This window comes from Pseudovibrio sp. FO-BEG1 (assembly GCF_000236645.1).
Lineage (GTDB): Bacteria > Pseudomonadota > Alphaproteobacteria > Rhizobiales > Stappiaceae > Pseudovibrio.
The window spans coordinates 3,233,236-3,257,768 of the sequence record NC_016642.1 but is presented as its reverse complement, the minus strand read 5'-3'; the positions used below and the strand labels follow the sequence as shown (position 1 = coordinate 3,257,768).

At 51.3% G+C, this 24,533-nt stretch carries 26 protein-coding genes and 4 tRNA genes; 10 read left to right on the top strand and 20 right to left on the bottom strand.

Translation table 11 applies throughout. The features are described from left to right. The first annotated feature begins 20 nt into the window (after positions 1–20). Together PSE_RS14765 and PSE_RS14760 are read left to right on the top strand one after the other, a co-directional pair. Positions 21–458 (top strand): hypothetical protein, encoded by a 438-nt coding sequence (locus PSE_RS14765; RefSeq protein ID WP_014285590.1) that lies wholly within the window; start codon positions 21–23, stop codon positions 456–458. A 119-nt stretch (positions 459–577) separates the two neighbouring features. After that, the gene (locus PSE_RS14760) at positions 578–1,678 is read left to right on the top strand and encodes a pentapeptide repeat-containing protein (protein WP_041768543.1); all 1,101 of its coding nucleotides are present in this window, start codon (positions 578–580) and stop codon (positions 1,676–1,678) included. Between the two features lie 5 nt (positions 1,679–1,683). On the opposite strand, the gene PSE_RS14755 is transcribed toward PSE_RS14760, so the two are convergent. The 4 genes from PSE_RS14755 to PSE_RS14740 are packed head-to-tail and all read right to left on the bottom strand — an operon-like array spanning position 1,684 to position 3,138. Next, positions 1,684–2,202, bottom strand: coding sequence for a hypothetical protein (locus PSE_RS14755; RefSeq protein WP_014285587.1), 519 nt, complete (start codon positions 2,200–2,202; stop codon positions 1,684–1,686). Then, the gene (locus tag PSE_RS14750) at positions 2,199–2,693 is read right to left on the bottom strand and encodes a phage regulatory CII family protein (RefSeq protein ID WP_014285586.1); all 495 of its coding nucleotides are present in this window, start codon (positions 2,691–2,693) and stop codon (positions 2,199–2,201) included. Before PSE_RS14750 ends, PSE_RS14755 begins: the two co-directional genes overlap by 4 nt. 12 nt (positions 2,694–2,705) lie before the next feature. Then, positions 2,706–2,918 carry a hypothetical protein gene (locus tag PSE_RS14745; RefSeq protein WP_041768541.1) on the bottom strand — a complete coding sequence of 71 codons (213 nt, stop codon included), beginning with the start codon at positions 2,916–2,918 and terminating at the stop codon, positions 2,706–2,708. Then, positions 2,902–3,138 (bottom strand): hypothetical protein, encoded by a 237-nt coding sequence (locus PSE_RS14740; protein ID WP_148266151.1) that lies wholly within the window; start codon positions 3,136–3,138, stop codon positions 2,902–2,904. The genes PSE_RS14745 and PSE_RS14740 overlap by 17 nt, the downstream gene beginning before the upstream one ends. Positions 3,139–3,226: 88 nt before the next feature. On the opposite strand from PSE_RS14740, the gene PSE_RS14735 reads away from it, so the two are divergent. Then, complete coding sequence (locus PSE_RS14735) at positions 3,227–3,541, top strand: helix-turn-helix transcriptional regulator (protein WP_014285583.1); 315 nt, start codon at positions 3,227–3,229, stop codon at positions 3,539–3,541. Between the two features lie 101 nt (positions 3,542–3,642). Here the strand turns inward: PSE_RS14735 and PSE_RS14730 are convergent, their stop codons facing one another. Then, the gene (locus PSE_RS14730) at positions 3,643–4,779 is read right to left on the bottom strand and encodes a hypothetical protein (RefSeq protein ID WP_014285582.1); all 1,137 of its coding nucleotides are present in this window, start codon (positions 4,777–4,779) and stop codon (positions 3,643–3,645) included. A 278-nt stretch (positions 4,780–5,057) separates the two neighbouring features. On the opposite strand from PSE_RS14730, the gene PSE_RS14720 reads away from it, so the two are divergent. Genes PSE_RS14720 through PSE_RS14710 form a run of 3 tightly spaced genes read left to right on the top strand, consistent with a single transcriptional unit; the run spans position 5,058 to position 6,120 of the window. Continuing rightward, positions 5,058–5,342, top strand: coding sequence for a hypothetical protein (locus PSE_RS14720; RefSeq protein WP_041768537.1), 285 nt, complete (start codon positions 5,058–5,060; stop codon positions 5,340–5,342). A 2-nt stretch (positions 5,343–5,344) separates the two neighbouring features. Further along, positions 5,345–5,908 carry a hypothetical protein gene (locus PSE_RS14715; protein ID WP_041768535.1) on the top strand — a complete coding sequence of 188 codons (564 nt, stop codon included), beginning with the start codon at positions 5,345–5,347 and terminating at the stop codon, positions 5,906–5,908. A gap of 8 nt (positions 5,909–5,916) precedes the next feature. Then, entirely contained in the window at positions 5,917–6,120 is a 204-nt protein-coding gene (locus PSE_RS14710) for a hypothetical protein (RefSeq protein ID WP_014285579.1), read from the top strand. Here PSE_RS14710 and PSE_RS14705 read toward each other — a convergent pair. The 3 genes from PSE_RS14705 to PSE_RS14695 all read right to left on the bottom strand — a co-directional run bounded on the left by PSE_RS14705 (position 6,117) and on the right by PSE_RS14695 (position 8,008). Continuing rightward, positions 6,117–7,409 carry a DUF6538 domain-containing protein gene (locus PSE_RS14705; RefSeq protein ID WP_083841571.1) on the bottom strand — a complete coding sequence of 431 codons (1,293 nt, stop codon included), beginning with the start codon at positions 7,407–7,409 and terminating at the stop codon, positions 6,117–6,119. The genes PSE_RS14710 and PSE_RS14705 overlap by 4 nt on opposite strands. A 136-nt stretch (positions 7,410–7,545) precedes the next feature. Next, positions 7,546–7,622: transfer RNA gene (locus PSE_RS14700), tRNA-Arg, on the bottom strand. A gap of 80 nt (positions 7,623–7,702) precedes the next feature. Continuing rightward, the gene (locus tag PSE_RS14695; protein ID WP_008546405.1) at positions 7,703–8,008 is read right to left on the bottom strand and encodes an ETC complex I subunit; all 306 of its coding nucleotides are present in this window, start codon (positions 8,006–8,008) and stop codon (positions 7,703–7,705) included. Between the two features lie 587 nt (positions 8,009–8,595). On the opposite strand from PSE_RS14695, the gene PSE_RS14690 reads away from it, so the two are divergent. After that, a complete protein-coding gene (locus PSE_RS14690) occupies positions 8,596–10,086 on the top strand; it encodes an inorganic phosphate transporter (protein WP_174519212.1) in 1,491 nt (496 codons plus the stop codon). A 349-nt stretch (positions 10,087–10,435) separates the two neighbouring features. Here the strand turns inward: PSE_RS14690 and PSE_RS14685 are convergent. The 4 genes from PSE_RS14685 to PSE_RS14670 all read right to left on the bottom strand — a co-directional run bounded on the left by PSE_RS14685 (position 10,436) and on the right by PSE_RS14670 (position 11,848). Next, a tRNA-Pro gene (locus tag PSE_RS14685) sits at positions 10,436–10,512 on the bottom strand. Positions 10,513–10,534: 22 nt separating this feature from the next. Next, positions 10,535–10,611, bottom strand: a tRNA-Pro gene (locus PSE_RS14680). A 20-nt stretch (positions 10,612–10,631) separates the two neighbouring features. Continuing rightward, positions 10,632–10,708, bottom strand: a tRNA-Pro gene (locus PSE_RS14675). A gap of 390 nt (positions 10,709–11,098) precedes the next feature. After that, complete coding sequence (locus tag PSE_RS14670) at positions 11,099–11,848, bottom strand: tetratricopeptide repeat protein (RefSeq protein ID WP_008546711.1); 750 nt, start codon at positions 11,846–11,848, stop codon at positions 11,099–11,101. A gap of 740 nt (positions 11,849–12,588) precedes the next feature. Between PSE_RS14670 and parE the strand changes: the two genes are divergently transcribed. The 3 genes from parE (at position 12,589) to PSE_RS14655 (ending at position 17,489) form a co-directional block, all read left to right on the top strand. Then, positions 12,589–14,682 (top strand): DNA topoisomerase IV subunit B, encoded by a 2,094-nt coding sequence (gene parE / locus PSE_RS14665; protein WP_014285576.1) that lies wholly within the window; start codon positions 12,589–12,591, stop codon positions 14,680–14,682. 207 nt (positions 14,683–14,889) lie between these two features. Beyond that, a complete protein-coding gene (locus PSE_RS14660; protein ID WP_014285575.1) occupies positions 14,890–16,320 on the top strand; it encodes a DEAD/DEAH box helicase in 1,431 nt (476 codons plus the stop codon). Between the two features lie 110 nt (positions 16,321–16,430). Next, on the top strand, positions 16,431–17,489 hold the full coding sequence (locus tag PSE_RS14655) for a GGDEF domain-containing protein (protein WP_008547239.1): 1,059 nt from the start codon (positions 16,431–16,433) through the stop codon (positions 17,487–17,489). A 15-nt stretch (positions 17,490–17,504) separates the two neighbouring features. Here PSE_RS14655 and PSE_RS14650 read toward each other — a convergent pair whose 3' ends face one another. The 8 genes from PSE_RS14650 to sufB all read right to left on the bottom strand — a co-directional run bounded on the left by PSE_RS14650 (position 17,505) and on the right by sufB (position 24,408). Beyond that, a complete protein-coding gene (locus tag PSE_RS14650; RefSeq protein WP_256378183.1) occupies positions 17,505–17,915 on the bottom strand; it encodes a TfoX/Sxy family protein in 411 nt (136 codons plus the stop codon). A gap of 115 nt (positions 17,916–18,030) precedes the next feature. Then, positions 18,031–18,690, bottom strand: coding sequence for a thiaminase II (gene tenA, locus PSE_RS14645; RefSeq protein WP_014285573.1), 660 nt, complete (start codon positions 18,688–18,690; stop codon positions 18,031–18,033). A 42-nt stretch (positions 18,691–18,732) separates the two neighbouring features. Continuing rightward, positions 18,733–19,110, bottom strand: a complete 378-nt coding sequence (locus PSE_RS14640; protein ID WP_014285572.1) for an iron-sulfur cluster assembly accessory protein — start codon at positions 19,108–19,110, stop codon at positions 18,733–18,735. A gap of 65 nt (positions 19,111–19,175) precedes the next feature. After that, positions 19,176–19,571, bottom strand: a complete 396-nt coding sequence (locus tag PSE_RS14635; protein WP_008546804.1) for an SUF system Fe-S cluster assembly protein — start codon at positions 19,569–19,571, stop codon at positions 19,176–19,178. A gap of 5 nt (positions 19,572–19,576) precedes the next feature. Beyond that, positions 19,577–20,824 (bottom strand): cysteine desulfurase, encoded by a 1,248-nt coding sequence (locus tag PSE_RS14630; protein ID WP_014285571.1) that lies wholly within the window; start codon positions 20,822–20,824, stop codon positions 19,577–19,579. Beyond that, positions 20,821–22,104 carry a Fe-S cluster assembly protein SufD gene (sufD, locus tag PSE_RS14625; protein WP_014285570.1) on the bottom strand — a complete coding sequence of 428 codons (1,284 nt, stop codon included), beginning with the start codon at positions 22,102–22,104 and terminating at the stop codon, positions 20,821–20,823. Before sufD ends, PSE_RS14630 begins: the two co-directional genes overlap by 4 nt. A 15-nt stretch (positions 22,105–22,119) precedes the next feature. Next, a complete protein-coding gene (gene sufC, locus PSE_RS14620; RefSeq protein ID WP_014285569.1) occupies positions 22,120–22,872 on the bottom strand; it encodes a Fe-S cluster assembly ATPase SufC in 753 nt (250 codons plus the stop codon). A gap of 63 nt (positions 22,873–22,935) precedes the next feature. Beyond that, entirely contained in the window at positions 22,936–24,408 is a 1,473-nt protein-coding gene (gene sufB / locus PSE_RS14615) for a Fe-S cluster assembly protein SufB (protein ID WP_008546371.1), read from the bottom strand. Positions 24,409–24,533: the final 125 nt, after the last annotated feature.

Genomic DNA, 24,533 nt, shown 5'->3' with positions numbered 1-24,533 from the left:
AGGAATTTTTGAGCTAATTGATGTCTGCTAACAATGCTACGCAAACAGGGTCTGCTACCGACGAACCTCATCAGCTCCTGAGCAAGACTGCTCTTATAAAAAAGTATGTTGCTGTCATCGCGTTCTTTGCAGGCGGACAGGGCTACTGGTTCTTTTACCGCCAGCTTTATGACATGCCCCCCATACTTGGGTTGGGTTTGCTTCTCGGCAGTCCGATTGCAATAGGTGTTGGTGTGTGGCTCTGGCCTAAGAAGATCAACATCATCAATCTGCTCAGCCTGGTTATCCTGATAAACGTCGGCGTGGTCGCACTCTTCATCGGCATTGGCACTATAATCGCCATTCTGCACTATGTTGAAGTTCTTGAGTTGTGGGCAGCGGAACCCGTGACCATCTATGGCCTGACGATCGGTGGTATTGCGACCTACTGGCTGTTCAATATCATTCGTGCGCCCTAACATCATGCAGCAGCCCTCCAATTGTCATTGGACGACCAGCATCCTCTGATTGAAGACTCAGAGGTGGGCGCCTTACTGTGCGAGGCAGTTACTTTATGCTGTTTTGAGAGCTGAGATTGATGATGATTATGTTGCGTGCGGTGCTCACCAAACTTGCTTGGTGGTTGGTGTGTTTGGCTGCGATTGCCATAATTAGCGCTTTTACTTTTATCGCTCTTGAGTATGCCAGCAATGTCTACTCCCAAAGCCCTGATAGCTTCTCTTTGGAGTATTGGGGGGCAGATAATGCCTCTAGGGCAGAAGTCCTTCGTAACCTTGGCTTGGTCGTCATTGCAGTTGTTGGTTTGCCTTTTTTGGTATGGCGAAGCATAACCGCACATAGGCAAGCAGAAGCATCTTTTAAACAGGTTGATGCAGCAAATCGAAACCTGTTTCAGGTTGAGCACGGACACAATGTAGATCGTCTTCAAAAGGCCATTGAAGGAATTGGTGCGGAAAGTGCACCGATAAGAGAAGCTTCGGTACACAACATCGGTGCTGTCATTTCGCTTGATCCAGCGAAATTTTATATCGTTGGCCAAAAAGCTATTTGTGGGCACATCCGCGATCTTTCTTATCAGCAAATTGATCAAGAGAAGAAGGCTGCGGACATGAACTTTGACCAATCGCCGGGAAGATTTCCCTACAACTACGAAATTCTGGATGCATTCGGAGCGTTCTCTGAACTCAAGAGAGTTTATGGTCCTGAGTTTGATCGCCATTGGAAGCCGAACTTGCTGGCTCTTAGGCTTTTCAACTTTGTGTCCCAATCTACCGGCTATGTGGGCGCAAGCTTCAATATGAGTAAACTCACCAACAACGACTTCATCGAGTGTAATTTCTCTAATGCACTGTTTGAAGAAGCTGTAATGAACAGGACGTCCTTCGATCGCTGTACTATGTGTGACTGTGTTTTCCGAAAGGCCGAGTTCAAGTACACAACCTTTATGAACTGCAATCTTACGAATACTGACTTTACTCAAGCAAAGCTTGATTTGCGAGTTAACCAAGCTGAGGCTGACCACTCCACTAAGTTCATTGGATGTACTTTGAAGGATGCAAAAGTTCCAATAGAATACATCGACTTGTTTCCAAAAGATCAAATCGAAGAAATTCAATGGTTTGACGGATTTGGTCAGCCGACTATGCCTCACAAAGAAACGGTTACCGACATAAAATAACCCCCTCACGCCACAGCCCTCCTTGTATCAGCCAACTCACTCGGGCGTGGTGCTCCAACCTGGAGGCAGTAGCGGCGGACGGCGCGGTGGACGACTTGGGGGCTGACGCCGCAGGTGGTGGCGATGCACTCATAGCCCAGGTCAAAGTGGCAGCTGAGGCCGTAATAGAAACAGCCGCGGCACAGAACATCTTCCGGCTTTCTGCCGTTACTGGTGAACAGCTTTGTCAGCGGCACATGGCACTTTTGGGCGGTCTCATTGGCAAAGCTTTGCATCTCCTTTGACAGGGCCTGATACAGCCGCATCTGCGGGGTGAGTTTGCGGGCGGGATCCTGCACCGGGTGCAGCGGCACGCCCTTCACCACCGGCACGCCGGAGAGCACAATCCGCTCGGCATTGGCGAGCTTGACCACATCCCCCACCTCAGCCTCACTACAGCCGAAGATGCGGGCGATGGCGCGGTGGCTCATGCGGTTGGTGTTGTGCTCCAAAATTCTGCGACGGATGGTTGGGGAGTGGATCATGAGAGCTCCCCCTGCTCTATGGCTTCGCAGGTTTTGTCCAGCTTGACGGCCACGCTGATCAGCTCGGCGATTTCCTTGCGCAGTCGGTGGTTTTTGACCTCGCTGGCAGAGACTTTGCCATCATCCTTCAGGCATTCGGCCACGCGGGAGACCACATCGGAAAACTCAGCGGAGAGCTCGCCCAGATTGCCCATCCAGTCAGGTTCGGCAGCTTCGCGTGGCAGCTGAACCAGCGCATAACCGCGCATGCGCGCCAGCACCTGTGTGAGGATGGGTTCAGCGGCCTCATGCTCCAGATCGGCGATCACATCCACGGGCATGGATTCCTCGCTTTGCTGCTGACCATAGCGGGCGAGCTGACTGGGCGAGACGCGCGTGCACATACTGGCCGCTTCTACGCCGCCATTTCGTTTCACCAGCGCTTTGGAATAGGCCACCAGCCGCTCATAGTCAGAGGCTGGCAAAGTGCGGGAGTTTCGTGCGCGGGACATGCAAAACCTTCCTTAAAATAACCGCTGACGGCGTCTTGGCAGTCTTGCAGACTGCCCTTCCAGAACAGCGGAGCCGAGCTGATGCAGGCAGAGAAATGGAATTTGGAAAAACTGGAGCGCGATGCTGAAGGGAAGCACGGCCATGGCCGGCGACAGATGCAAACCGCCCTCGCCGCATGCCGGTTCGCGCGTTGTTTTTCGGGCAAGGTCAGAGAGGAGTGTCATCGCGGCGCTCCTCTCCGTCTTCTGAAGCATGCTTCCAATTAAAAAGCGTACGCGGAACGGAAACGCCTTGAGACGCTCCCATACTGTCCGGCGCATCAAACCAGGCCGCGGGAAAGACGCCCTTGCCTTCAGCGGCATAAATTGCGGATTGCTTGACGCCCAAAGCCGATTTAACAGCTTCGCGGCCCAGTGATTGGAGAACTTGCTTTGCATCGGTCATGACGCGTAACATTACAAATATTTTGTTACATCACAAGTACAAAATAAAAAAGCTTCCAATTTTTTTGTAATCTGGAATCTTTAAGACCATGAAAGAACCAGAAGAATCCTCGACCAAGCACGTTGCCGAGCGCCTTAAATGGCTCAAGGAATACTATGACTTGAGCACAAAAGAGCTCGCAAGCAGTGTAGGCGCGAGCTACACCCAGATGGCAAACTGGGAGAATGGTACGCAGCGTCTATCCCTCAAGGGTGCGCTGGCCATTAACGACACTTACGGCACCTCATTGGACTTCTTGTTCATTGGGAGAGTTGAGGCATTGCCACAGAAGATTGCGAAAGCCTGGGCATCCAGGCCACGCGAGAGCAGCTCTAACAAATCGAGCGATAGCCCTGTCGAATAAGCGATAATTATCAGTCGTCTCAATCTACATTCATCACGCATAACTCAACCCTTAAAATACGGAATAAGGGCTGAGTTATAAAATGCATGCAGTTTGAATATTTAAAAGCAGAGGCTTACAAAGTCATCACAGAGCGCCATCCGCGCATCTTGGAGAACAAGCTTGTAAGTAAATGGCACAGGGGCATCACCCATGCTTAAATTAATCTCCTTAGTCTTAAGCTCCTGAATCGCATAATCATTTATCTGCTCCGGATCTCTCCCATACTCTTCTCGATATTGATTGAATATAAGCTCACGCTTTTCCTGATTCCTAAACACCCCTGGCCACATCAAATCAGACTCCACGTACTTTTGTAGGAGTAAGTAGAAGTCTTCGCCTATTTGAAAATCATTACCCTCCACCACGAGAGTATCCGACTTCGCAGAGTAGGTTAGTACAGAAGAAGTCACCATCGCAGCCATGCGGTCGGTGCCACCAGCAAGCAAAGTTAACTCGATGTCAACCTCAGGTAATGTTGAGTTAATTAACTTTGCCAATGAAGTCAGAGATCTTGCCCGCTCAATAGAGGTCCAGTTACCAATCCCGACCTCTCTGAACACCATAAACACCTCCCCGCCTTCATTTCTCTCTTCATCTCCCTCATCTTTGAGCTTGTAGTAGCCACCCATATAGAAATGCAGCGGCACTAGGCCGTGCTTTTGTAGATCTGCGGGAGTTTCTGCCTTGGCAAGCTGACTTGAGAAACTCAAATCCTCACACTTTCGCTCTAGGTACCCCATCCCCGCAGCAAGGTCCTCTGCACCGTAGAGAAAAGACTTGCCATAAAAGTCCCGCATTTCCATTCCGCCCTGCACTTGCTTTAAGCCTTTTACGGGATAAGAGGCGGACCTTGGATAAATTTCATAAGTAGACAGTACAATGTCGCCGAGATAACGCTCTACCCGCAGTTCCGGGCTACTAACTCCCCCTTCATCAATCTGAAATTCGAAGAGCACGAACTTCAGATTTTGCATATCTTCACGGCCATTTACCCCAAGACCTAAAATAGAGAATTTATACTGAGCAACCATCCTATCAGTGCAGGAAATAGCCAGACGTAGTGGAGAATTAATACGCCCTGCAGGCTCAAGCGCAACGGATGCAGTCGCATCCGGCAGCGGAGGTATAACCTCAAACGCATCCGAGTACGCGGTAGTCAAAAATAAAATCAATGAAGTTAATGCGATAGCTTTCATAAGCGCCCCTTAGAATTTAGGGGTAACTTTAGTAAATTTGCAGCATCTCGGCACAATGAAAAATATTCAGCTACAAATATTTTGTATTATACATGTTGACAATACAAAATATTTGTAATTTCTTATAAGGATCAATCAGACAACTTTTTTGCTCTGAAAACACATTTTTCCAAAGTACCTGCCATGCAGCTCCCCACGCTAGGCAGGTGACAGGCGCGGGCACTCCCTCCAACCCTTGTGCCCGCGTCACTTGTTTCATGCGCTCAGGAGATTTCTGCATGAGTTCATATCTGACACTTGCTTCACACAACACCGGCCCACTCCTGCAACCAGGACAATTGCCCACAAACCCCACCGCCGAGCAGCAAGGCCACAAGCTGCTCGACCAGATCGCCCCAAGCTTTGGCGAAATTGCGCTGAAGCGAGAAGACCTGAAACAGGTCCTGAAAGACACGCCCGCGGACAACACTGCGATCGTGGCGCAGATCCGCAACCTTCAGGATTTCTATCGAGACGGCTGGCAGCTGTGCCAGCACACTCTCAACAAGCTGGGTCGGGGGTGATCATGAAAGAGACCGTAAGCCTCATTCCGCTGCCAGAGCGCTGCTACATCAATCTGAGCCACCCTGCCTCGTCCAAAGTGAGCTGGCGGTCTCTGGGCATTGTTCTGGGCCGTGTCGCTGCCCTGCCCAACCTGACAGATGTTTTCCTCTCACAGGCCCAGTTCAATCTGCTGGCAGCCCGGTTCACACCGCGCCCATTGCGCCCGCTGATGATGACCTCTGGCCTACAAGTAATCCTGACCAGTCTTGCTTACGTGGAAACAGACTGTGATAGCGGCCAGACAACCCTTCAGCGCCCCTCAGGCGGCCTCTGTGAGCTTGCCAAAGCCCTTGGTGAGCTCATTCCTCGCCCGAACACCATCTCGCGCACTGACAGCGCCAAGCTGGAGCAAATCCGGCAGGCCACCACAATCACCGCCCTCAACCAACTCTCCCGCCGAAGCCTGACAGGCCCAACCATTCCATTAGCAGCGACCATCAAACCCAAAAGCCCCGAGATTGCAGCCATGGACTGGGCGGATGCGATGGAAAGCTACACCTCCTCACGTTCGCATGAAGCCGCTTAGGTGCTGATATGAGAAAAGCCGCGACCCAAAACGATGCAGAGGTGAGCATAGAAGAGCTCATCAAAGCACGTGGGATCGCGGCTACGATCGTCAAAAACTATGGACCAGACTATTTGCCTGTCTTCAATCGGGTGCACGAACTGATTGAAGAGCGCGAGAAGCAGCAAAAGGAAATGGATCTGGCTTTGCGTTACGCCCTGCCCGGCACTTAAAACGCGATTTTCTGAATTGCCTTCAGTTTCAACTCAAGACTTCCGCCCGGACCGTACTTCGGGCGATTGTAGGCATGCCCCATCAACTCAACCCTGATGCGCTCATCAACCCCAGCTTCTAGAAGATTTTCCTCAAACGCATGACGAAGTGAATAAACAGTGTGGCGCTCACTCTCACGAAGGCCATTCTCTTCCAGATACTTATTGACCGTATTGCTCCAAAGATCGGAGTTCAGGAAGTAGCGCTTAACTCCACCCGCATCCTTCAGCCTCCTTGCTGCCGCCAATGACACGCCGACCAACGGAATGTCACGCGCAGAGTGCTCCGTTTTCAATTTTCGCTGATACTCGCCACCTTGATAGGCCCGCACTTCAAAATAAGGGATGGCGCCATCAAGCATCAGATGCTCAGGCAGACTCCCAATCAGCTCGGATGGACGAATGCCCGTGTTGATCAGAAACAGGAAAACATCCCGCGCTTCCTCATTCAATCCGCCAAGCGCCCCTTCTGCTAAGATCTCATTGCGCATCCAGCCTGGAGAAAATGCAGCACGCGGCGCTGTCATTGTCTTTTTCACGCGCATTCCGGCAAATGGATTATCCAGATCCAGCTCGTGCATCAGGCCATACACTTGATAAATTTGCGCCAGATGCCCGATATCCTTGTTTGCAGAGACGGAGGACTTCCCCTCGTTCAGCAAGCGATCCACCCACCATTCGCGCAGCCTCTTGGCATCATTACGCGTGATTTCAAGGATCGGCTTGTCTCCGACAAGCTTTACAAGATTGTTGACGGCCTTCAGACGCGGGTTTCTCCATTTGCGCACCTGGTCATCATTCATGCCGACGCGTTGGTCCTTGGTGAAGTCAAAATACTCCTCAAACGCAAGGCTAAGCTGCTTGGGCGGGATTTTGGCATTGCCCAGCAATGCTGGCACCAAGGGATCCTCAACCTTCTCCAAGGCGCCTTCCAGCTTCATCAGGCGGTCAATGAGTTCGCGAGGACTGCTGGAAACCAAGTCATCCATGGGAGCGTAGTTAAAGCCGCTCGCCTGCGCCAACTCACGCAGAGCGTTCGCCAGCGCATCAGCATCTTCGCTGCTCCCTGTCCTCAGAGCCTCCCAGTAGGATAAAAGCTGCGCCTCAATCGGCCCCGCCTTAGTCAGGGCAATCTCTCTGCTGTCCGTGTGAAGAGCGATTGTCACCCGAGAACGCGGGTCAAATTTCTGGTAGCGCTTAGGCACCCTTTTGACGAAATAATATCTTCCACGATCACACGTAATCCCCATCACGACGCCCCAAATGTTACGGGATTTGTTACGGGAAATGTTACGGGATTACCGAATCATCGTCAAATGCGCAAAAGCAGATATTGCATAGTGCATTGATACTGCTAATGAAATTAGATTTTTAGGGAGAGAAAAGTGGCGATCCCTGCAGGATTCGAACCTGCGACCGTCGGCTTAGAAGGCCGGTGCTCTATCCAGCTGAGCTAAGGGACCGCTTTGGCTCGGGGCGATTGGCTCGCCCCTTGCGTGAGATGTTTCATAAGGCCGTTAGAGAATAATCTCAATGGCGAAACTTAATGTGTCCACGGAGATAATCTGTCAAAACGGAAATTATCTGAATAAGATGCACGGCGGTGCTTGCGCTTGGCCTCTTCATCAACGCGGTACTGAATGTTGTTGCGGCTGGCATATGCGACCGCTTCTTCCTTGGAGGAGAATTTCAACTTCACCTGCTGTTTCATGTCGCCGGAAGATGTGTAGCCCATGAGCGGATCGATGGACTTTGGAGACTGCGGATCAAACTCCAGCACCCAGTTGTTGGTTTTGGCGGTTCCGGACTGCATGGCCGTTTTGGCTGGATTGTAGATTCTAGCTACCATGTCACCTCTCTTGCTCGCATCGGAATCGGAAACACGTTTTCCAAGGCGAAATACCAGTTTTCCTGTTTCTTCTCCAATTATGCCATTGGTGTCAATGCACTTGGTAAACCTATACCGATTTCTCTTAGTAAATAACTATAGATGCACTCATTGCGGCAGCAAGTGCAATAATTGCGCTCATAGGTGCAATATTTGCGGTTTTGACTTCAGTATTATTGGACTTGACGCTGAGCCATTTTGAGTGAAGGTAGTGCGAAGTTTTCGTGAAATATCTGTGACTAGTTACTTCTCCAAAGTTTATAGGTATTTTTAACTTGAAATATACCGGCGCAAAAACTAGTTTGCGCGCGAACTGAGCGTTCACCGGAAATAAAAGCGCTTGCAGGTAACTTTAATACACAAAGTTCCTCGAGAAATGTTTCCGGCGCAGGCTCATTTGAAGGCAAAGATGCCACACTAAATGACATGCACTCACCTGTCCTTATCGGATGATGAGGGGTTGGGTGCCAAATTGCAGTGGGTATGATGCTTGCTGCGCGGTGCATGAGAAACTACGCGAAGAAGACGCGGCGAAAAAAGTATACAGCATGTCTAACCTTAGAAAAAAGCCGACTCTAGACAAAGACTTAGAAAAGTTTTCCAGGCTAGAGCTGGCCGGCAACGCAATGGCACGGCCATTGGTTGCTCCTGCGGTCGCATTTGTTTTTCTAATGTTCGCTATGGCGATGGCTGGTTTTTATGTCTCTGACCAACCAAACGCTATCATTATTGTTGCTGCAGCTGGTATTGGCGCCTATCTGGCGATCAACATCGGCGCAAACGATGTGGCAAACAATGTGGGCCCTTCCGTGGGCTCCAAAGCTCTCACAATCGGCGGCGCTCTGCTGCTGGCTGCTATCTTTGAGAGTGCTGGCGCTTTGATTGCCGGTGGTGACGTTGTTAAAACGGTCTCCAAGGGCATTATCGACGCAAGTCAGGTTGGTGACTACACCGACTTCGTAAAGCTGATGCTGGCGGCACTGATTTCCGCTGCAATCTGGCTGAACCTTGCGACCTGGATCGGCGCACCTGTTTCCACCACTCACTCCATTGTTGGGGGCGTGATGGGTGGCGGCATTGCTGCTGCTGGTTTCAGCTCTGTAAGCTGGGGCACTATGGCCGGCATCGCGGCCAGCTGGGTTATCTCTCCGGTTCTGGGCGGTATTATTGCTGCACTGTTCCTGGCCTTTATCAAAAGCTTCATCATCTATCAGCACGATAAAATCGCTGCGGCGCGCCGCTGGGTGCCGTTGCTGATCGCGATTATGGCAGGCGCGTTTGCGACTTACCTGGCGATGAAGGGCCTGAAGAAGATCGTCAAGATCGACATCGAGATTGCTCTTCTGATTGGTGCTGCTGCGTTTGTTATCGCACTGCTGGTTTGTCGCCCACTGATCCGCAAGCAGTCTGAAGGCATGGAGAACCGCAACCAGTCTCTGCGTACGCTGTTCCGCTGGCCTCTGATTTTCTCTGCTGCGCTTCTCTCATTTGCGCATGGTGCAAACGACGTTGCGAACGCGATTGGTCCACTCTCTGCAATCGTGCACACCATTCAGGAGGGTGGCATTGCGAAAGCTGTTGCTATCCCTCTGTGGGTGATGCTGATCGGTGCGTTTGGTATTTCCTTCGGCCTGATGCTGTTTGGTCCTAAGCTGATCCGTATGGTTGGCGAGAAGATCACCAAGCTGAACCCGATGCGCGCTTACTGTGTGTCCCTGTCCGCTGCGATCACCGTGATCTTTGCAAGCTGGCTCGGCCTGCCTGTGAGCTCCACGCACATTGCTGTGGGTGCAATCTTCGGTGTTGGCTTCTTCCGTGAGTGGTACACCATGAAGTCCAAGCGCCGCATTGCTTTCGTAAAGCAGAGCACCGGCATGGAGACCTTCAAGCAGAATCGCGTCAAGGAAGACGAGAAGCGCCGTATGCTGGTTCGCCGCTCGCACTTCATGACCATCATTGCTGCATGGGTTATCACCGTGCCGCTGGCAGCGATCCTGTCTGCTTGCATGTTCTTCGTTGTGGACCTCTTCATCTTCTAAGAAGAGCTCAACGAAATAAGATTTCGAAAGCCCGGAGGTTCACGCCTCCGGGCTTTTTTTGTTGCGCTGGCGCCCTTCCCTCATTGCTAAGTCGACCTATCCTCATGATGCGCTGAGAGGCGCCTGTAGCGGTAGTCTTAGGCTTCAGCGCCTCGCTGCGCTGCCATAGCCGCAAATGCATTCACAGGAGCCTGAGAGCTGCCTGTTGCTCCGCTGTAAAAGTTTGACTGTACAGGAATTTTTCGTCACGCTTGATACGCTCAGGATTTCTGAAAGTGGTGCGCAAACGCAAAAAAACACAGAGTGATCCGTGTCATTCAATCTTAGATTTTAAGAAAGAAAGAGAAGATGGTCGGAGCAGCAGGATTCGAACCTGCGACCCTCTGGTCCCAAACCAGATGCGCTACCAGGCTGCGCTATGCTCCGAACTAATCTTCGGGTCGATAGATGGTCGGAGCAGCAGGATTCGAACCTGCGACCCTCTGGTCCCAAACCAGATGCGCTACCAGGCTGCGCTATGCTCCGATCTATCTCGGGTTGATGAATGGTCGGAGCAGCAGGATTCGAACCTGCGACCCTCTGGTCCCAAACCAGATGCGCTACCAGGCTGCGCTATGCTCCGTTACTCATCAACGTGACGCCCCGCGGCGTCTTGTTGAGGCAGGTATATAGGCAGAGTTTTAAAGCTTGGCAATAGCGTTTTGTAGTTTTTCCCAAATCATGCGTGAAAAATGAGAAATCAGTTTCCAGCTGTTGAAAAGGCTGAAATTTCAGAGGCTTAAACAATATGCGGGAAGACTGTGAAAATTTTAGCTTTTCTGCGGGGTTCAGGCAAAAAAAGAGGGTGAGCCAAAAGACTCACCCCAAGTACATTCCAGAGACCCGCATCGGGGTCTACAATCGCCAAACAGAGGTCAATAACAAAACTTGAATATTGAACTCATGATTTAAATCGCAGAAATAACCTGAATGGTCAAGTCATATTTAGAAGAAAATACAGGAAGGACGTGGATTAGTTGCTGGAAGCAACCACGTGACCGCGTTTTGCGAGCCATTCGTCAGCCCATTCAGCGGATTTGCGGCGCTCTTTTTCAGAGGCCAGAGAGAAGGCTTTCTCATGCAGCGTAACGATCCAGGTGTCATTCGCACCGCCGACAATCTGCCTGCGCGCCAAAGTCATCCACTTCAGACCGGTTATGCGTGCTGTGGTGAGTTCTTCTGTAAAATAAAGAAGTTCGCCGAATTTAGCCTGTGCGCCCACATGTCCTTTTACCGCAGCCAGTTTGAGCCAACGCGCCGCGAGACGGCGGTCATGATCGGGAAGTTTGTCATCCAGATACATAAGGCCGAGATTGTACTGTGCGTCTGCATCACCGAAGTAAGACGCGGCGTAGGTGAAGACCTCACGTGCCTTATAGGTGTTCTGCTTGACTGGGGTATCGCCAATGCCTGTCAGGAAGTAGCGGCCCAGTTCAACGAGTGCGCTTGCCACGAAAGGAGCGGAGCGCGCGTTTGGACCATCAGAAGAGTATTCGCGTACGACCTGAGAAAAGTACTGGAATGCCTGAAGATCATCTTCTGGCACACCATCTCCCTGCGCGTACATTCTGCCGAGCTTCCAGGCGGCCATGGCCTGCCCGTTTTCAGCTGCGTAGCGGAGCGGAGAAAGTGCCTTGTCTTTTTCACCGGAGTAATAAGCGCGGGCCCCTTCCTTCAGAGCCTGCTGAGGTGTGACGTTTGCCATCTGGTTGACGGCGGCCATAGCGTCGGCACTCTTATTTGAATCGAGCGCGTAAACATTTCCAATTGCAGCGAACGTGAGAACCGAGACACAGCTCAAGCTTGTTATAAGACGCGTAAACGCAGCGCGGTGCGTCACCATTCCATCTTTAAACAATGCTTTTTTCAAAGTGCCTCACTTGACCGCTATCGAATGATCAACGGTTCTGACTTCTCATGTTTTCATGCCGTCGTTGTAGGTTCAGGCTATGAAAGGAAAAAATGTCAATTTTGTTTCCAAAGGCGACATATCTTCAAATTGTCACAAATGATCTTACAAATGCCTAGCTTTCAATCTGATTGACAAAAAACCTACACAGTTCGACCACCTCTCAAACATGGACAAGGCAAACTATCCAATTTGCCTTTAGCGAACCAGTGTCAGTTTCGACCATTCCGGTCAGCGTAATTTCATGTTGCAAGCTCGCAACAATCTACAGCACATGACGCTACTGTATTGTGTATGCGCGGTGTAAAGTTTTGACCACAGGCCATAGGGTAATCAGAAATGCCATTTGTATTTTCGCCGCGAATGGCGCATATGGCTGTCAGATGCCCGCTAAAGGTGGGGCTCGGCACAATCAGGTAAGCGAAAAAGCGTATATCTGGCGCTTACCCACAAGGAACAAGAGTAGAACTCCGGCAGATCTTTGCCCTTTTCTCTCAGTCCTGCAAAACTGCCGTTTGATTCGAGACTACTGAGCGCAAGACCAAAGAGGTACGATGAGCACGCCTGATGATCTGTTTGCAGATGTTACCAAAAGCATGGATGAGCTGACATCCTCTTCTGGCAGCACTGAGAAGAAACAAACACCAGCAGCAAGCGCACCGTCCTCCCCTGCCAAATCATCCAGCGCAGGCCGGACTCCTCCCCCTGCTGCAGGTGATGCGGAATATACTGCTGCCGACATTGAGGTGCTTGAAGGACTGGAACCAGTCCGTCGCCGTCCGGGCATGTATATTGGCGGTACGGATGAAAAAGCGCTGCACCATCTGTTTGCTGAAGTGATTGACAACTCCATGGATGAGGCCGTTGCAGGCCACGCCAGCTGGATTGATGTCTCCTTAAGTGAAGATGGCTATCTGACCATTACAGATAACGGTCGCGGTATCCCGATTGATCCGCACCCTAAATATAAAGACAAGTCTGCACTGGAAGTCATTATGACGACCCTGCACGCTGGTGGTAAGTTTGACAGTAAAGTCTACGAGACCTCCGGTGGTTTGCACGGCGTGGGTATTTCCGTTGTGAACGCGCTCTCTGAAGAGCTGGTGGTTGAGGTTGCCCGTAACCGGAAACTTTATCGCCAGACGTTCCGCCGTGGCCTTGCTGATGGCGGCCTTGAGCTGGTTGGCGATGTTCATAATCGCCGCGGCACCATGGTGCGCTTCAAGCCGGATGCAGAGATCTTTGGCAAAGCACTGAAGTTCAAGCCTGCCCGCCTGATGAAGATGGCGCGTTCCAAGGCCTATCTGTTTGGCGGTGTTGAGATTCGCTGGCGCTGTGCCAAGTCTCTAGCTGATGAAGCCAATGGTGTCCCTGAGAGTGCAACCTTCCACTTCCCGGGCGGCCTGAAGGATTATCTGGAAGAAGCGTTGGGCAAAGAGCGTCGCGTGACGGATGAGGTCTTTGCTGGCCGCACACAGGCAACTGGTAAACATGGCGCTGTTGAGTGGGCTGTTGCGTGGTTTGCAGGCGATGGGTTCGTCAATTCATACTGTAACACCGTTCCAACTCCGGAAGGTGGCACACACGAAACCGGTCTTCGTTATGCCCTGCTCCGCGGCCTGAAAGCTTATGGTGAGCTGATCGGTAACAAGAAAGCCTCCATTATTACCGGTGATGACGTTCTGACGTCCGCTGCTGGTATGCTTTCTGTGTTTGTGCGTGAGCCTGAGTTTGTTGGTCAGACAAAAGACAAGCTGGCAACCAACGAAGCGACCCGTATTGCTGAAAACGCTGTTCGTGATGCCTTTGATCACTGGCTGACGGCTTCCCCGAACCAGGCCAACAAACTGCTGGAATGGGTGATTGATCGTGCGGAAGAGCGTCTGAAGCGTCGTCAGGAAAAAGACGTTGCCCGTAAGACTGCTGTTCGCCGTCTGCGTTTGCCGGGTAAACTGGCGGATTGTTCCACCAGCAAGTCTGATGGCACAGAACTGTTCATCGTGGAGGGTGACTCAGCGGGTGGCTCAGCAAAGCAGGCTCGTAACCGTTCAACGCAGGCTGTTCTGCCACTGCGTGGTAAGATCCTGAACGTTGCCAACGCTGGTCGTGACAAGCTCGTGGCCAACCAGTTGCTTTCTGATCTTATTCAGGCGCTGGGGTGTGGCACGCGTTCCAACTACGACGACAAAGATCTGCGTTATGAGCGCATCGTGATCATGACCGATGCGGACGTGGATGGTGCGCACATTGCGGCGCTTCTGATTACCTTCTTCTATAAAGAGATGCCTGATCTGATCAACAACGGGCACCTTTATCTGGCTGTTCCTCCGCTTTACCGCATCAGCCAGGGCGGCAAAACGCTGTATGCCCGTGATGATGAACACCGCGAACAGCTGCTGAAGACCTCCTTCAAGAAGAACGGCAAGATTGAAATTGGTCGCTTTAAAGGTCTGGGTGAGATGCTGCCTGCGCAGCTGAAAGAAACCACCATGGACCCGAAACGCCGCACTCTTTTGAAGGTGGTTGTTGGCGAAGATGAAGTGATTGAGACCCGCAGCGCTGTTGAGCAGTTGATGGGCAACAAACCTGAGGCTCGTTTCAACTTCATTCAGGAGCGCGCGGAGTTCGCGACTGATCTGGATATTTAAAAGAGCCTTAATTCTGAATAGTTGCTGAGTTTTACGTAGGTTAGAACTCAGCAACCTTGGCATAACTTGAAGGAATATATCGGTTATGCCGCAGAATTTATTGACAACGCTGCTTAGAAATGTAGTGTTCCGCCAAACTGGTTGGAGAAACCTGTAAATCATACGGATTCCAGCTTCTCTCCTTAATTATCGTAAAGAACATGCCATATGTCGTTTTCCACTCTCGGACTTAGTGAGAAAGTTCTCGCCGCTGTTGAAGCCTCTGGTTATACAGAGCCGACTGCCATCCAGGCAGGCGCCATCCCTTACGTTTTAGAACGCAGAGATGTCCTCGGCATTGCTCAAACCGGAACCGGGAAAACGGCAAGCTTTACTTTGCCGATGATTACTCTTCTGGAAAAAGGCCGTGCGCGCGCCCGGATGCCAAGAACTCTTATTCTTGAGCCAACCCGTGAGCTTGCTGCGCAGGTGGAAGACAATTTCAACCGTTATGGTGTCAATCACAAGCTGAACGTGGCACTGCTGATCGGCGGCGTTTCCTTCGCTGAGCAGGATCGCAAGCTGGAGCGTGGTGCGGATGTTCTGATCGCAACACCAGGCCGCCTGCTGGATCACTTCGAGCGCGGCAAACTGCTTTTGCAGGGCGTTGATATCCTCGTGATTGATGAAGCCGACCGCATGCTGGACATGGGCTTCATTCCGGACATTGAGCGCATCTGTAAGCTTATCCCGTTTACGCGTCAGACCTTGTTCTTCTCCGCAACAATGCCGAGCGAAATTCAACGTCTGACCGATACATTCTTGCAGAACCCTGCCAAGGTTGAAGTGGCTAAAGCTTCCACTACGGCTGAAACGGTGACACAGCGTATTGCTGCAGCTGAGCCGGAAGATTATGAGAAACGCGCGAAGCTGCGTGAGCTGATCGAAGGTGCTGAAGATCTTCAGAACGCGATCGTGTTCTGTAACCGTAAGCGCGATGTGGCCACCCTCTTCCGCTCGCTTGTTCGTCACGAGTTTTCCGTTGGCGCCTTGCACGGCGATATGGATCAGCGCTCCCGCATGACCATGCTGGACAACTTCAAAAAAGGTAACATCAAGATCCTTGTTGCCAGTGATGTTGCAGCACGCGGTCTGGATATTCCGAGCGTAAGTCACGTATTCAACTTCGATCTGCCGATTCAGGCCGAAGATTACGTCCACCGGATTGGCCGGACAGGACGTGCAGGCCGTGACGGCACCGCAATCTCCATTGTGACGGGTAAGGACGAGAAAGCATTGCAAGCGATCAACGAGACCATTGGCAAGGAACTGGAATGGGTTGGCGAACCTGTCGACTTCTCAGCGCCTGTCGAAGAAAAGAAATCTCGCCGCCGCTCTACCCGTGGCCAGAAAGATAAAAATCGCTCACGTAAGTCCAAAACAGAAGCACAGGAGGCTCCAGTTCAGGAAGCTGATTCTGTTCCAGCTGGTTTGGAAGAGCAACCTATGGTTCCAATGCACACCGAACGCCGTGCTCCAGCACGTGCACGAGGTGGTCGCCGCGCTAACCAACCTAAGGATGAAGCGATTTTCCGTAATGCAAGCCACATTCCGGCGTTCCTGCTGCGGGAAACTCGTTCCAAAGTTCAAAGCCGATAGCCCATTTTCCTGAGGTTAACCACTGGTTAGGTATATCCCATTAAATAAGCTAATGTTAAATTAGCTTATTAACTATGGGGTAGCCCTATCCGTGACGCGGTGATGCAATCATGAGTCAAGAAGACGAGTTCAAGCGTACTATTGTTTATGCAGACAGTGCGCTCGATTACATCAAAACGAATAAGCTTCCAGCGTTTCCACGCAACTATGAGCTGTGGTATTCTTACGCATCCGGATTTAACCGGGCTCTCAACCGGACCATCAATAAGATTCTTGCCCGTGACGGCAAAATCTCTCCTGAAGAAACTCAGAAGATCTACAACCGTTTTTTGTCGCCAAACCGTTTGGGCGAACGCATTGACGAAGTTGGCGACAAGATCTCCGAGGAAGTCCGGGAGCTGATTTCTGCTCTTGATAAAGGCACGCTGAAGACCACCGAATACGGTGAAGAGCTTGCCCGCACTTTGAGCGCTCTGGAGAACGTGAGTGATCGTTCTCAACTTTCCAAACTTGTGATCCATCTTGCCAAGCTGACCACTGAAACTGCTGAAAGCAATCAGGAGCTTCGCGAACAGTTGGTTGATTCTCGTCGCCAGATTGGCGTTCTGCAAGAAGGTTTGGAAGCGATCCGTTATGAGTCGCTTACCGATGAGTTGACCACGCTGAACAACCGCAAGCACTTCGATCAAAGTCTGGTGCGCGCGGTGAAAGAAGCGGAAGAGAGCCATGCGCCCCTCTCCTTGCTGATTTCAGATATCGACCACTTCAAGCAGTTCAACGACAACTACGGCCACCAGACCGGTGACCAGGTTCTTCGCCTCGTTGCACTGGCTGTGAAGCAGAACGTGAAAAACAACGACATCGCATGTCGTTACGGCGGTGAAGAGTTTGGCATCATTCTGCCACGTACCACCATTGAAGATGCGAAAGTGATTGCGGAGAAGATCCGTAAGAACGTTGTTGCAAAGGAACTGGTGAAGCGCTCCACGGGCGAGAACCTTGGCCGCATCACGATCTCCATCGGTATCTCCACCTTCCGTCCGGGCGACAGTGCGGAGAGCATGGTTTCTCGTGCAGACCTTGCGCTTTATGCAGCGAAGAAGGCTGGCCGCAACCTGGTGAAAGCTGAGGAAGAGAAAAAAATCCCCAGCGTGACACAGGTTGCCTGATTTAAACGACTAACTTTAAAAGAAGAACGGGTTCGGGACGGCAGATCGTATGGTTGCCGTCTTTTTTTGTCGACTGTCCAATGTGACGGATGCCTTAGCTGTTTTTTCGGCTTGTTCCAGCTGCCGGATTGCCTTTGCAATCCACTTGGTCAGCTGGTCCTCATCCTCAACAACATCCAGCGGAACTGAATAGAAGTTTGTCGGAAAATACTCGCCAAAACACTGATGGATGTACGGCAACTGACCGGTCAGAAGGAAGTCTGCAACATTGCCGGAACCTGCCTTGAGGTACAAAGACTTTTCACGCACAAGCGCGAACATTTTTCCGTTTGCATAGTATCCGTGACCGCCAAACATAGGGCGGCAACGGATATTCTTTAGAAATAACGGGCGTTTATCAGATAGAAAAAATGCGGACAAAGACATAAGCTATCACCAAAAGAAATAAATATACCGAAAGCTTGCAATATTCAGTCAAACACCGACAAGAATATTGCCTACTTCATCCACTCACAGAAATGTGATGTGATCTTTTGAGTGATTATAGCTCGAGGCCCATTTGCCAGAAATTGGCCTCAAGTCTAGTGGCCTCTCTAAATATTCTAGACAATTTGGCGTAGCGGGCGTCTGTGGCGTAGAGTTCGCCGAGATCATCGATCTCTTTCACAGCATCCGCTGCGAGTTCCTGATACTCATCGCTAGAGTACTCTTTAATCCACTCCGCATACGGATTACCTGGATCCAGTGCACCATCCTGCTTTGCCAGTTCCGCGCCGATTTCGCCATATCCGATTGCACATGGCGCAAGCGCGACTTTCAGGTCGAGCATGTCGCCTTTCATCGCGGTGTCGAGAACATATCGGGTATAGGCCAGATTGGCTGGCTCTTCCGGCGTTGCTACGATTTCAGCTTCTGAAAGCCCCCAGCTTTCGCAAAGGCGGATGTGAAGACCCATCTCTACTTCCAGAATGCCTTTAGCAGAGGAAAGGCACTTCCTCATCTGGGTCAGATCAGTGGATTTGTACATGCCAAGTGCGTAAGCACGGGCAAACTCGATGAGGAAGAGATAGTCCTGAACCAGATACTTTTTGAAGGCCTCAATCGGCAGCGTTCCGTCGCCAAGGCCCTGGACAAACTCATGTTTTATGTAGGAATGCCACGTCTCGAGATTATCGTTTTTCAATGAGTTAAAAAGAGACATGGCATCCCACCTATTGCCATAGCTGCTCTTAAAGGAGCACTATTAATTTTTCTGAGCGAACTTTGAAAGATCAGCCGCCTGCAACTCTACGGATTCACCGCAGCCGCAAGCAGATACTTCATTTGGATTTTTGAAGGTAAAGCCAGAGCGGAACTTGGTGGATTCAAAACCCATTTCCGTTCCAAGCAGGTATAGTGTTGCAGCCGGATCAACAAAGACCTTCACGCCTTTGTCTTCCACCACATCGTCACCAGACTTTGCTTCTGTTACCAGATCCAGTTCGTATTCCATACCAGCACAGCCACCGGACTTGATGGAAACGCGCAATCCGAGTGGATCAGCGTCGCTTGCATCAAGCAGTGTGCGGATGTGCTCAGCTGCTTCCTCTGTCAGCTGTAATACCTGAAATCCTGAGGCCATTTTGCACCCTCCATGGGCACCTCAACACTGTCGAGGTGCCATACATTGTAAGCGCTGTTCGAACCTTAGAAGAAGTTCAATGCGACGCGAGCTTCGTCAGACATGCGGCTTGGATCCCATGGAGGATCAAAGGTCATGTCTACCTGCACAGCACCAACGCCAGGTACTGAACTTACTGCGTTTTCTACCCAGATCGGCATTTCGCCAGCAACCGGGCAGCCTGGGGCGGTCAAGGTCATGTCGATTTTGACCGTGCGATCATCCTCGATATCAACCTTGTAGATCAAACCGAGTTCGTAGATATCGACCGGAATTTCCGGATCGAAAACGGTCTTCATCGCAGCAATGATATCACCGGTCAAACGTTCCAGTTCTTCTGCAGGGATTGCAGAGCTCTGGTTGATTTCCGGAGTTGTCAAAGGTCCGTCAGAGAACTCGCTTGTTTGTGTGTTGTCTGTCATAGGTCCTAACCAAACATCATCTGCGCTTTACGCAAGGCTTCTACGAGAAGGTCGACTTCTTCATGGGTGTTGTACAGGCCAAAACTTGCACGGCATGTACTGGTCACACCATAGCGAGCCAGCAGCGGCTGCGCACAATGCGTCCCTGCCCGAACTGCAACGCCTGCCCTGTCAATCACCATTGAGATATCGTGGGCATGCACCCCTTCAATCTCGAAGGAGAAGATAGATCCCTTATCCTTGGCATTACCAAAGATCTTGAGGGAGTTGACTTCCTTTAAGCGCTGCTCTGCATAATCACGTAGGGACGCTTCATGCAATGCGATATTTTCGCGCCCCAGACTATCCATATAGTCAAGAGCGGCCCCTAATCCAATAGCCTGGACGATTGGCGGGGTACCAGCTTCGAAGCGATGCGGTGCTTCGGCATAAGTGACGAGACACTCAGTCACGTCCTTGATCATCTCACCACCACCCTGGAACGGGCGCATCTGGTTGAGTAGTTCTTTCTTGCCGTAGAGCACGCCGATGCCGCTTGGACCATACAGCTTATGCCCGGTGACCGCATAGAAGTCACAGCCGATATCCTGAACGTCTACAGGCATATGAACTGCAGCCTGTGAGCCGTCGATCAGGACTTTTGCACCGCGTTCGTGCGCAAGACGTGTCACTTCCTTCACAGGAACAACTGTTCCGGTGACGTTGGACATGTGGGTGATTGCAACGATTTTGGTGCGATCCGTCAGGAGCTTTTCAAACTCCTCGATCAGAAACGTACCGTCTTCTGCAATCGGTGCCCACTTGATGACCGCACCCTTGCGTTCCCGCAGGAAGTTCCAAGGGACGATGTTGGAATGGTGCTCCAGAATGGAGATGATGATCTCATCGCCTTCCTGAATGTCCTCTTCCAGACCGTAGGACACAAGGTTGATTGCTTCCGTGGTTGACTTGGTGAAGATCACCTCATCCACGCTTGGAGCATTCAGGAAGCGGCGCACGACCTCGCGTGCCGCCTCAAAGTTCTCAGTGGCTGTGTTCGACAGATAGTGTAAGCCACGGTGCACATTGGCGTATTCCTGGCTGTAGGCTTTAGTGATTGCGTCAATCACCGCAGTCGGTTTTTGGGCCGAAGCGCCATTATCCAGGTACACCAACGGCTTGCCATAGACCTGCGTGGAGAGGATCGGAAAATCTTTCCGAACCTTCTCTACGTCGTATGGAGCTGTGAAAGCCGTGTTGTCGACCTTGGTCATTCGCTCACCATCTCGTCGGCGTGGAGCCACTTGCGTGTCATTGCTTCCAGCAATTCTACAGAGCGTTCCTCTTCAAATTCCTCAATAGCTTCAGAGAGGAATGCGAGAACGAGGATTTTACGCGCCTGTGCTTCCGGAATACCGCGTGCCATGAGGTAGAACAGCAGATCTTCGTCAATGTCGCCGGTGGTTGAACCGTGGGCACACTGAACGTCGTCTGCGAAGATTTCCAGCTCAGGTTTGGCATTGATTTCAGCCGTATCGCTCAAAAGAAGAGACTTGATCATCATCTGACCGTCTGTTTTCTGGGCGCCTGGCTCCACAATGATCTTGCCTTGGAAGACTGCGCGGGCTTTGTCGTCTACGACGGCGCGGTAGTATTCGCGGCTTTCACATTCTGGCACTGCATGGTTCACAAACAGTGTAATATCAGCATGTTGACTGTTTTTGAGCAGACATGTACCGCGCAGACCTGCGTGGGTGCCCTCGCCTTTGAACTCCAGGAAGAGCTGTGCACGGGACAGAGCTGAGCCTTCATTGTAGATGAAGTGCTGGAAATTGGTTTCCGCACCCAGCTCAATGCTAAGCGTCTCGATGTGCTGCGCTTTTTCGCTTTCCACCTGCAGTTTCAGCCAGTGAATGTTGGCTTTATCGCCCACTTTCACTTCTGTCAGAGCGTTGGACTGGTAAGCAGCTTCTGCGTCACCTTCGAAGCTTTCGATGATGAGCGCTTTTGCGCCAGAACCGATTTCGACAGAGGTGCCTGCATAGGAGCTGACTTCCGTGCCGTCGGTGTAACGAACGATCTCAATTGGCGTCTCAATGGTTGCATCTGCATCAATCTTGATGGTGATGCCGCCCTGAACCAGAGCCTGATTGAGGTGCGCCATGGCATCATCTGTGCCAAGCTGAGCGGCCAGGAAGCCATCTGCTTCGGTCACAGTGAGACCTGCAAGTGTCTGATTTGAAGACAATTCCGGCACATAACGACCGTTGACGATCGCAATGCGGTAGGTCTCCAGATCTCCAGCACCAGTCAAAGCGTCGGCCTTTGGCGACGTCTTGGATGCCAATGCAAACGCATCAGCCATCTTGGTGCGCAGGTCAGTGTAGTGCCACTCTTCAACGCGGCGGTGCGGGATGCCTTTCGCTTTGAAAGCGTCCCACGCCTGTTTGCGTTGGTTTGCGTTATCTTGCGTTGTTTGCGCGAGAATTGCGTTGAACTGAGCGTTCAGGCTCTGCTCTGCTTTTGTCTCTTGAATTTTTGCCGGAGCATTCATCGGTTACCCTCCAGCTCAAGCAGCTTCTTCGTCGACGTAGTCAGCGTAGCCGTTTTTCTCCAGCTCAAGAGCAAGCTCTTTGCCGCCGGTCTTTACGATCTTGCCTTTGGACAGAACGTGCACGACGTCCGGTACAATGTGATCGAGTAGACGCTGATAGTGAGTGATCACGATCATGGAGCGCTCTGGGGAGCGAAGCTGGTTGACGCCTTCGGAAACGATGCGCAGTGCATCGATGTCCAAACCTGAATCTGTTTCATCCAAAACGCAGAGTGTTGGCTCAAGCAGCGACATCTGCAGGATTTCAGCGCGCTTCTTTTCACCGCCGGAGAAACCAACGTTGAGCGGACGCTTCAGCATGTCAGGTGTGACTTTGAGCTCTTTGGACTTTTCACGTACAAGCTTCATGAAGTCCGGGGTGGAGATTTCGTCTTCACCACGTGCTTTGCGCTGTGCGTTCAAAGCTGTTTTCAGGAAGGTCATGGTCGCAACACCCGGAATTTCGATCGGGTACTGGAATGCCAGGAACATACCAGCTGCTGCGCGTTCATCGGCGCCAAGCTCAGACCAGTCCACACCGTTGTAGGTGATGGAACCCTCGGTGATCTCGTAGTCTTCTTTGCCTGCCAGAACATAAGACAGGGTGGACTTACCAGAACCGTTTGGCCCCATGATTGCGTGGACTTCGCCCGGACGAACAGTCAGGTCAATGCCGCGAAGGATTTTGTTGCCATCAACTTCGGCGTGCAGGTTTTTAATCTCAAGCATCTATCGTTCTCGTCTTTTCAATTCTTCAATAGGTACGAGGCAAACGCGGGATCTGTCCGCGTTTTAGCCCACACTTCCTTCAAGGCTGATGGAAATCAGTTTTTGAGCTTCAACTGCAAATTCCATTGGCAGTTGCTGGATTACGTCCCGTACGAAACCATTCACGATCAGCGCGACAGCTTCTTCCTCATCAAGGCCGCGGGCCTGACAATAGAACATCTGATCGTCAGAGATCTTGGAGGTTGTCGCCTCGTGCTCGAACACCGCTGAGGAGTTCTTGCTTTCGATGTATGGGACGGTGTGGGCACCGCACTTATCGCCAATGAGAAGCGAGTCACACTGGGTGAAGTTACGTGCGTTAGATGCCTTGCGATGCGCGGAAACCTGCCCGCGATAGGTGTTTTGAGAAACACCTGCTGAGATACCCTTGGAGATAATCCGGCTGGCCGTGTTCTTGCCCAGGTGGATCATCTTGGTACCGCTGTCGATCTGCTGGTGACCATTGGAGATCGCAATGGAGTAGAACTCACCCTGGGAGTTATCACCGCGCAGAATGCAGCTTGGGTATTTCCAGGTGATAGCAGAACCAGTTTCAACCTGTGTCCAAGAGATCTTGGAGTTCTTTTCGCGGCAATCGCCACGCTTGGTCACGAAGTTGTAAATACCACCCTTGCCTTCAGAGTCGCCTGGATACCAGTTCTGAACGGTGGAGTATTTGATTTCTGCATCTTCGAGCGCAACGAGCTCAACAACAGCTGCGTGAAGCTGGTTTTCATCGCGCTGAGGAGCTGTACAGCCTTCCAGATAAGACACGTAAGAGCCTTTATCTGCAATGATGAGTGTACGCTCGAACTGACCGGTGTTCTTCTCGTTGATACGGAAGTACGTGGACAGTTCCATTGGGCAGCGAACGCCTGGTGGTACGTACACGAACGAGCCGTCAGAGAAGACTGCGGAGTTCAGAGTTGCGTAGAAGTTGTCAGAGACCGGCACGACTGAGCCAAGATACTTCTGCACCAGTTCCGGATGCTCACGAACCGCTTCGGAGATCGGGCAGAAAATCACGCCAGCTTTGGCAAGTTCTTCCTTAAAGGTGGTTGCAACGGACACACTGTCGAACACGGCGTCAACTGCGACGCGGTTTTCAGGTGCGACACCGGCGAGGATTTCCTGTTCGGACAGCGGAATACCTAGCTTCTTGTAGGTTTCCAGCAGTTCAGGATCCACTTCATCAAGGGACTTGGGCCCTTCAGTGTTCTTTGGTGCTGCGTAATAGTGAAGGTCTTCGAAGTCGATCTTCGGATATTCAACACGCGCCCATGTTGGCTCTTCCATCGTTTTCCAACGACGAAACGCCTCCAGACGCCAGTTTAGCATCCATTCCGGTTCTTCTTTTTTGGCTGAGATGAACGCAATGATATCTTCGTTGAGCCCTTTGGGAGCAAGCTCACTTTCGATATCCGTTACAAAGCCATATTTATACTGATCAACGTCAATTGCTTTGACCTGATCAATTGTTTCCTGGACTGCCGCCATGCTTTGTCTCCATACGCGGTTCAAAGCCGCATTGGGTACACCTTATTGGACCCTTTTGCCCTATCTAACAGATGCGCTGTCGCAACACAGTGCATCCTTATTTATACGAGGGTTTTGTCCTCGTT

Coding starts and splice junctions, on each gene's coding strand:
- PSE_RS14765 (WP_014285590.1), top strand. CDS start 21: ATGTCTGCTAACAATGCTACGCAAACAGGGTCTGCTACCGACGAACCT.
- PSE_RS14760 (WP_041768543.1), top strand. CDS start 578: ATGATGATTATGTTGCGTGCGGTGCTCACCAAACTTGCTTGGTGGTTG.
- PSE_RS14755 (WP_014285587.1), bottom strand. CDS start 2,202: ATGATCCACTCCCCAACCATCCGTCGCAGAATTTTGGAGCACAACACC.
- PSE_RS14750 (WP_014285586.1), bottom strand. CDS start 2,693: ATGTCCCGCGCACGAAACTCCCGCACTTTGCCAGCCTCTGACTATGAG.
- PSE_RS14745 (WP_041768541.1), bottom strand. CDS start 2,918: ATGACACTCCTCTCTGACCTTGCCCGAAAAACAACGCGCGAACCGGCA.
- PSE_RS14740 (WP_148266151.1), bottom strand. CDS start 3,138: ATGACCGATGCAAAGCAAGTTCTCCAATCACTGGGCCGCGAAGCTGTT.
- PSE_RS14735 (WP_014285583.1), top strand. CDS start 3,227: ATGAAAGAACCAGAAGAATCCTCGACCAAGCACGTTGCCGAGCGCCTT.
- PSE_RS14730 (WP_014285582.1), bottom strand. CDS start 4,779: ATGAAAGCTATCGCATTAACTTCATTGATTTTATTTTTGACTACCGCG.
- PSE_RS14720 (WP_041768537.1), top strand. CDS start 5,058: ATGAGTTCATATCTGACACTTGCTTCACACAACACCGGCCCACTCCTG.
- PSE_RS14715 (WP_041768535.1), top strand. CDS start 5,345: ATGAAAGAGACCGTAAGCCTCATTCCGCTGCCAGAGCGCTGCTACATC.
- PSE_RS14710 (WP_014285579.1), top strand. CDS start 5,917: ATGAGAAAAGCCGCGACCCAAAACGATGCAGAGGTGAGCATAGAAGAG.
- PSE_RS14705 (WP_083841571.1), bottom strand. CDS start 7,409: ATGGGGATTACGTGTGATCGTGGAAGATATTATTTCGTCAAAAGGGTG.
- PSE_RS14695 (WP_008546405.1), bottom strand. CDS start 8,008: ATGGTAGCTAGAATCTACAATCCAGCCAAAACGGCCATGCAGTCCGGA.
- PSE_RS14690 (WP_174519212.1), top strand. CDS start 8,596: ATGTCTAACCTTAGAAAAAAGCCGACTCTAGACAAAGACTTAGAAAAG.
- PSE_RS14670 (WP_008546711.1), bottom strand. CDS start 11,848: ATGGCCGCCGTCAACCAGATGGCAAACGTCACACCTCAGCAGGCTCTG.
- parE (WP_014285576.1), top strand. CDS start 12,589: ATGAGCACGCCTGATGATCTGTTTGCAGATGTTACCAAAAGCATGGAT.
- PSE_RS14660 (WP_014285575.1), top strand. CDS start 14,890: ATGTCGTTTTCCACTCTCGGACTTAGTGAGAAAGTTCTCGCCGCTGTT.
- PSE_RS14655 (WP_008547239.1), top strand. CDS start 16,431: ATGAGTCAAGAAGACGAGTTCAAGCGTACTATTGTTTATGCAGACAGT.
- PSE_RS14650 (WP_256378183.1), bottom strand. CDS start 17,915: ATGTCTTTGTCCGCATTTTTTCTATCTGATAAACGCCCGTTATTTCTA.
- tenA (WP_014285573.1), bottom strand. CDS start 18,690: ATGTCTCTTTTTAACTCATTGAAAAACGATAATCTCGAGACGTGGCAT.
- PSE_RS14640 (WP_014285572.1), bottom strand. CDS start 19,110: ATGGCCTCAGGATTTCAGGTATTACAGCTGACAGAGGAAGCAGCTGAG.
- PSE_RS14635 (WP_008546804.1), bottom strand. CDS start 19,571: ATGACAGACAACACACAAACAAGCGAGTTCTCTGACGGACCTTTGACA.
- PSE_RS14630 (WP_014285571.1), bottom strand. CDS start 20,824: ATGACCAAGGTCGACAACACGGCTTTCACAGCTCCATACGACGTAGAG.
- sufD (WP_014285570.1), bottom strand. CDS start 22,104: ATGAATGCTCCGGCAAAAATTCAAGAGACAAAAGCAGAGCAGAGCCTG.
- sufC (WP_014285569.1), bottom strand. CDS start 22,872: ATGCTTGAGATTAAAAACCTGCACGCCGAAGTTGATGGCAACAAAATC.
- sufB (WP_008546371.1), bottom strand. CDS start 24,408: ATGGCGGCAGTCCAGGAAACAATTGATCAGGTCAAAGCAATTGACGTT.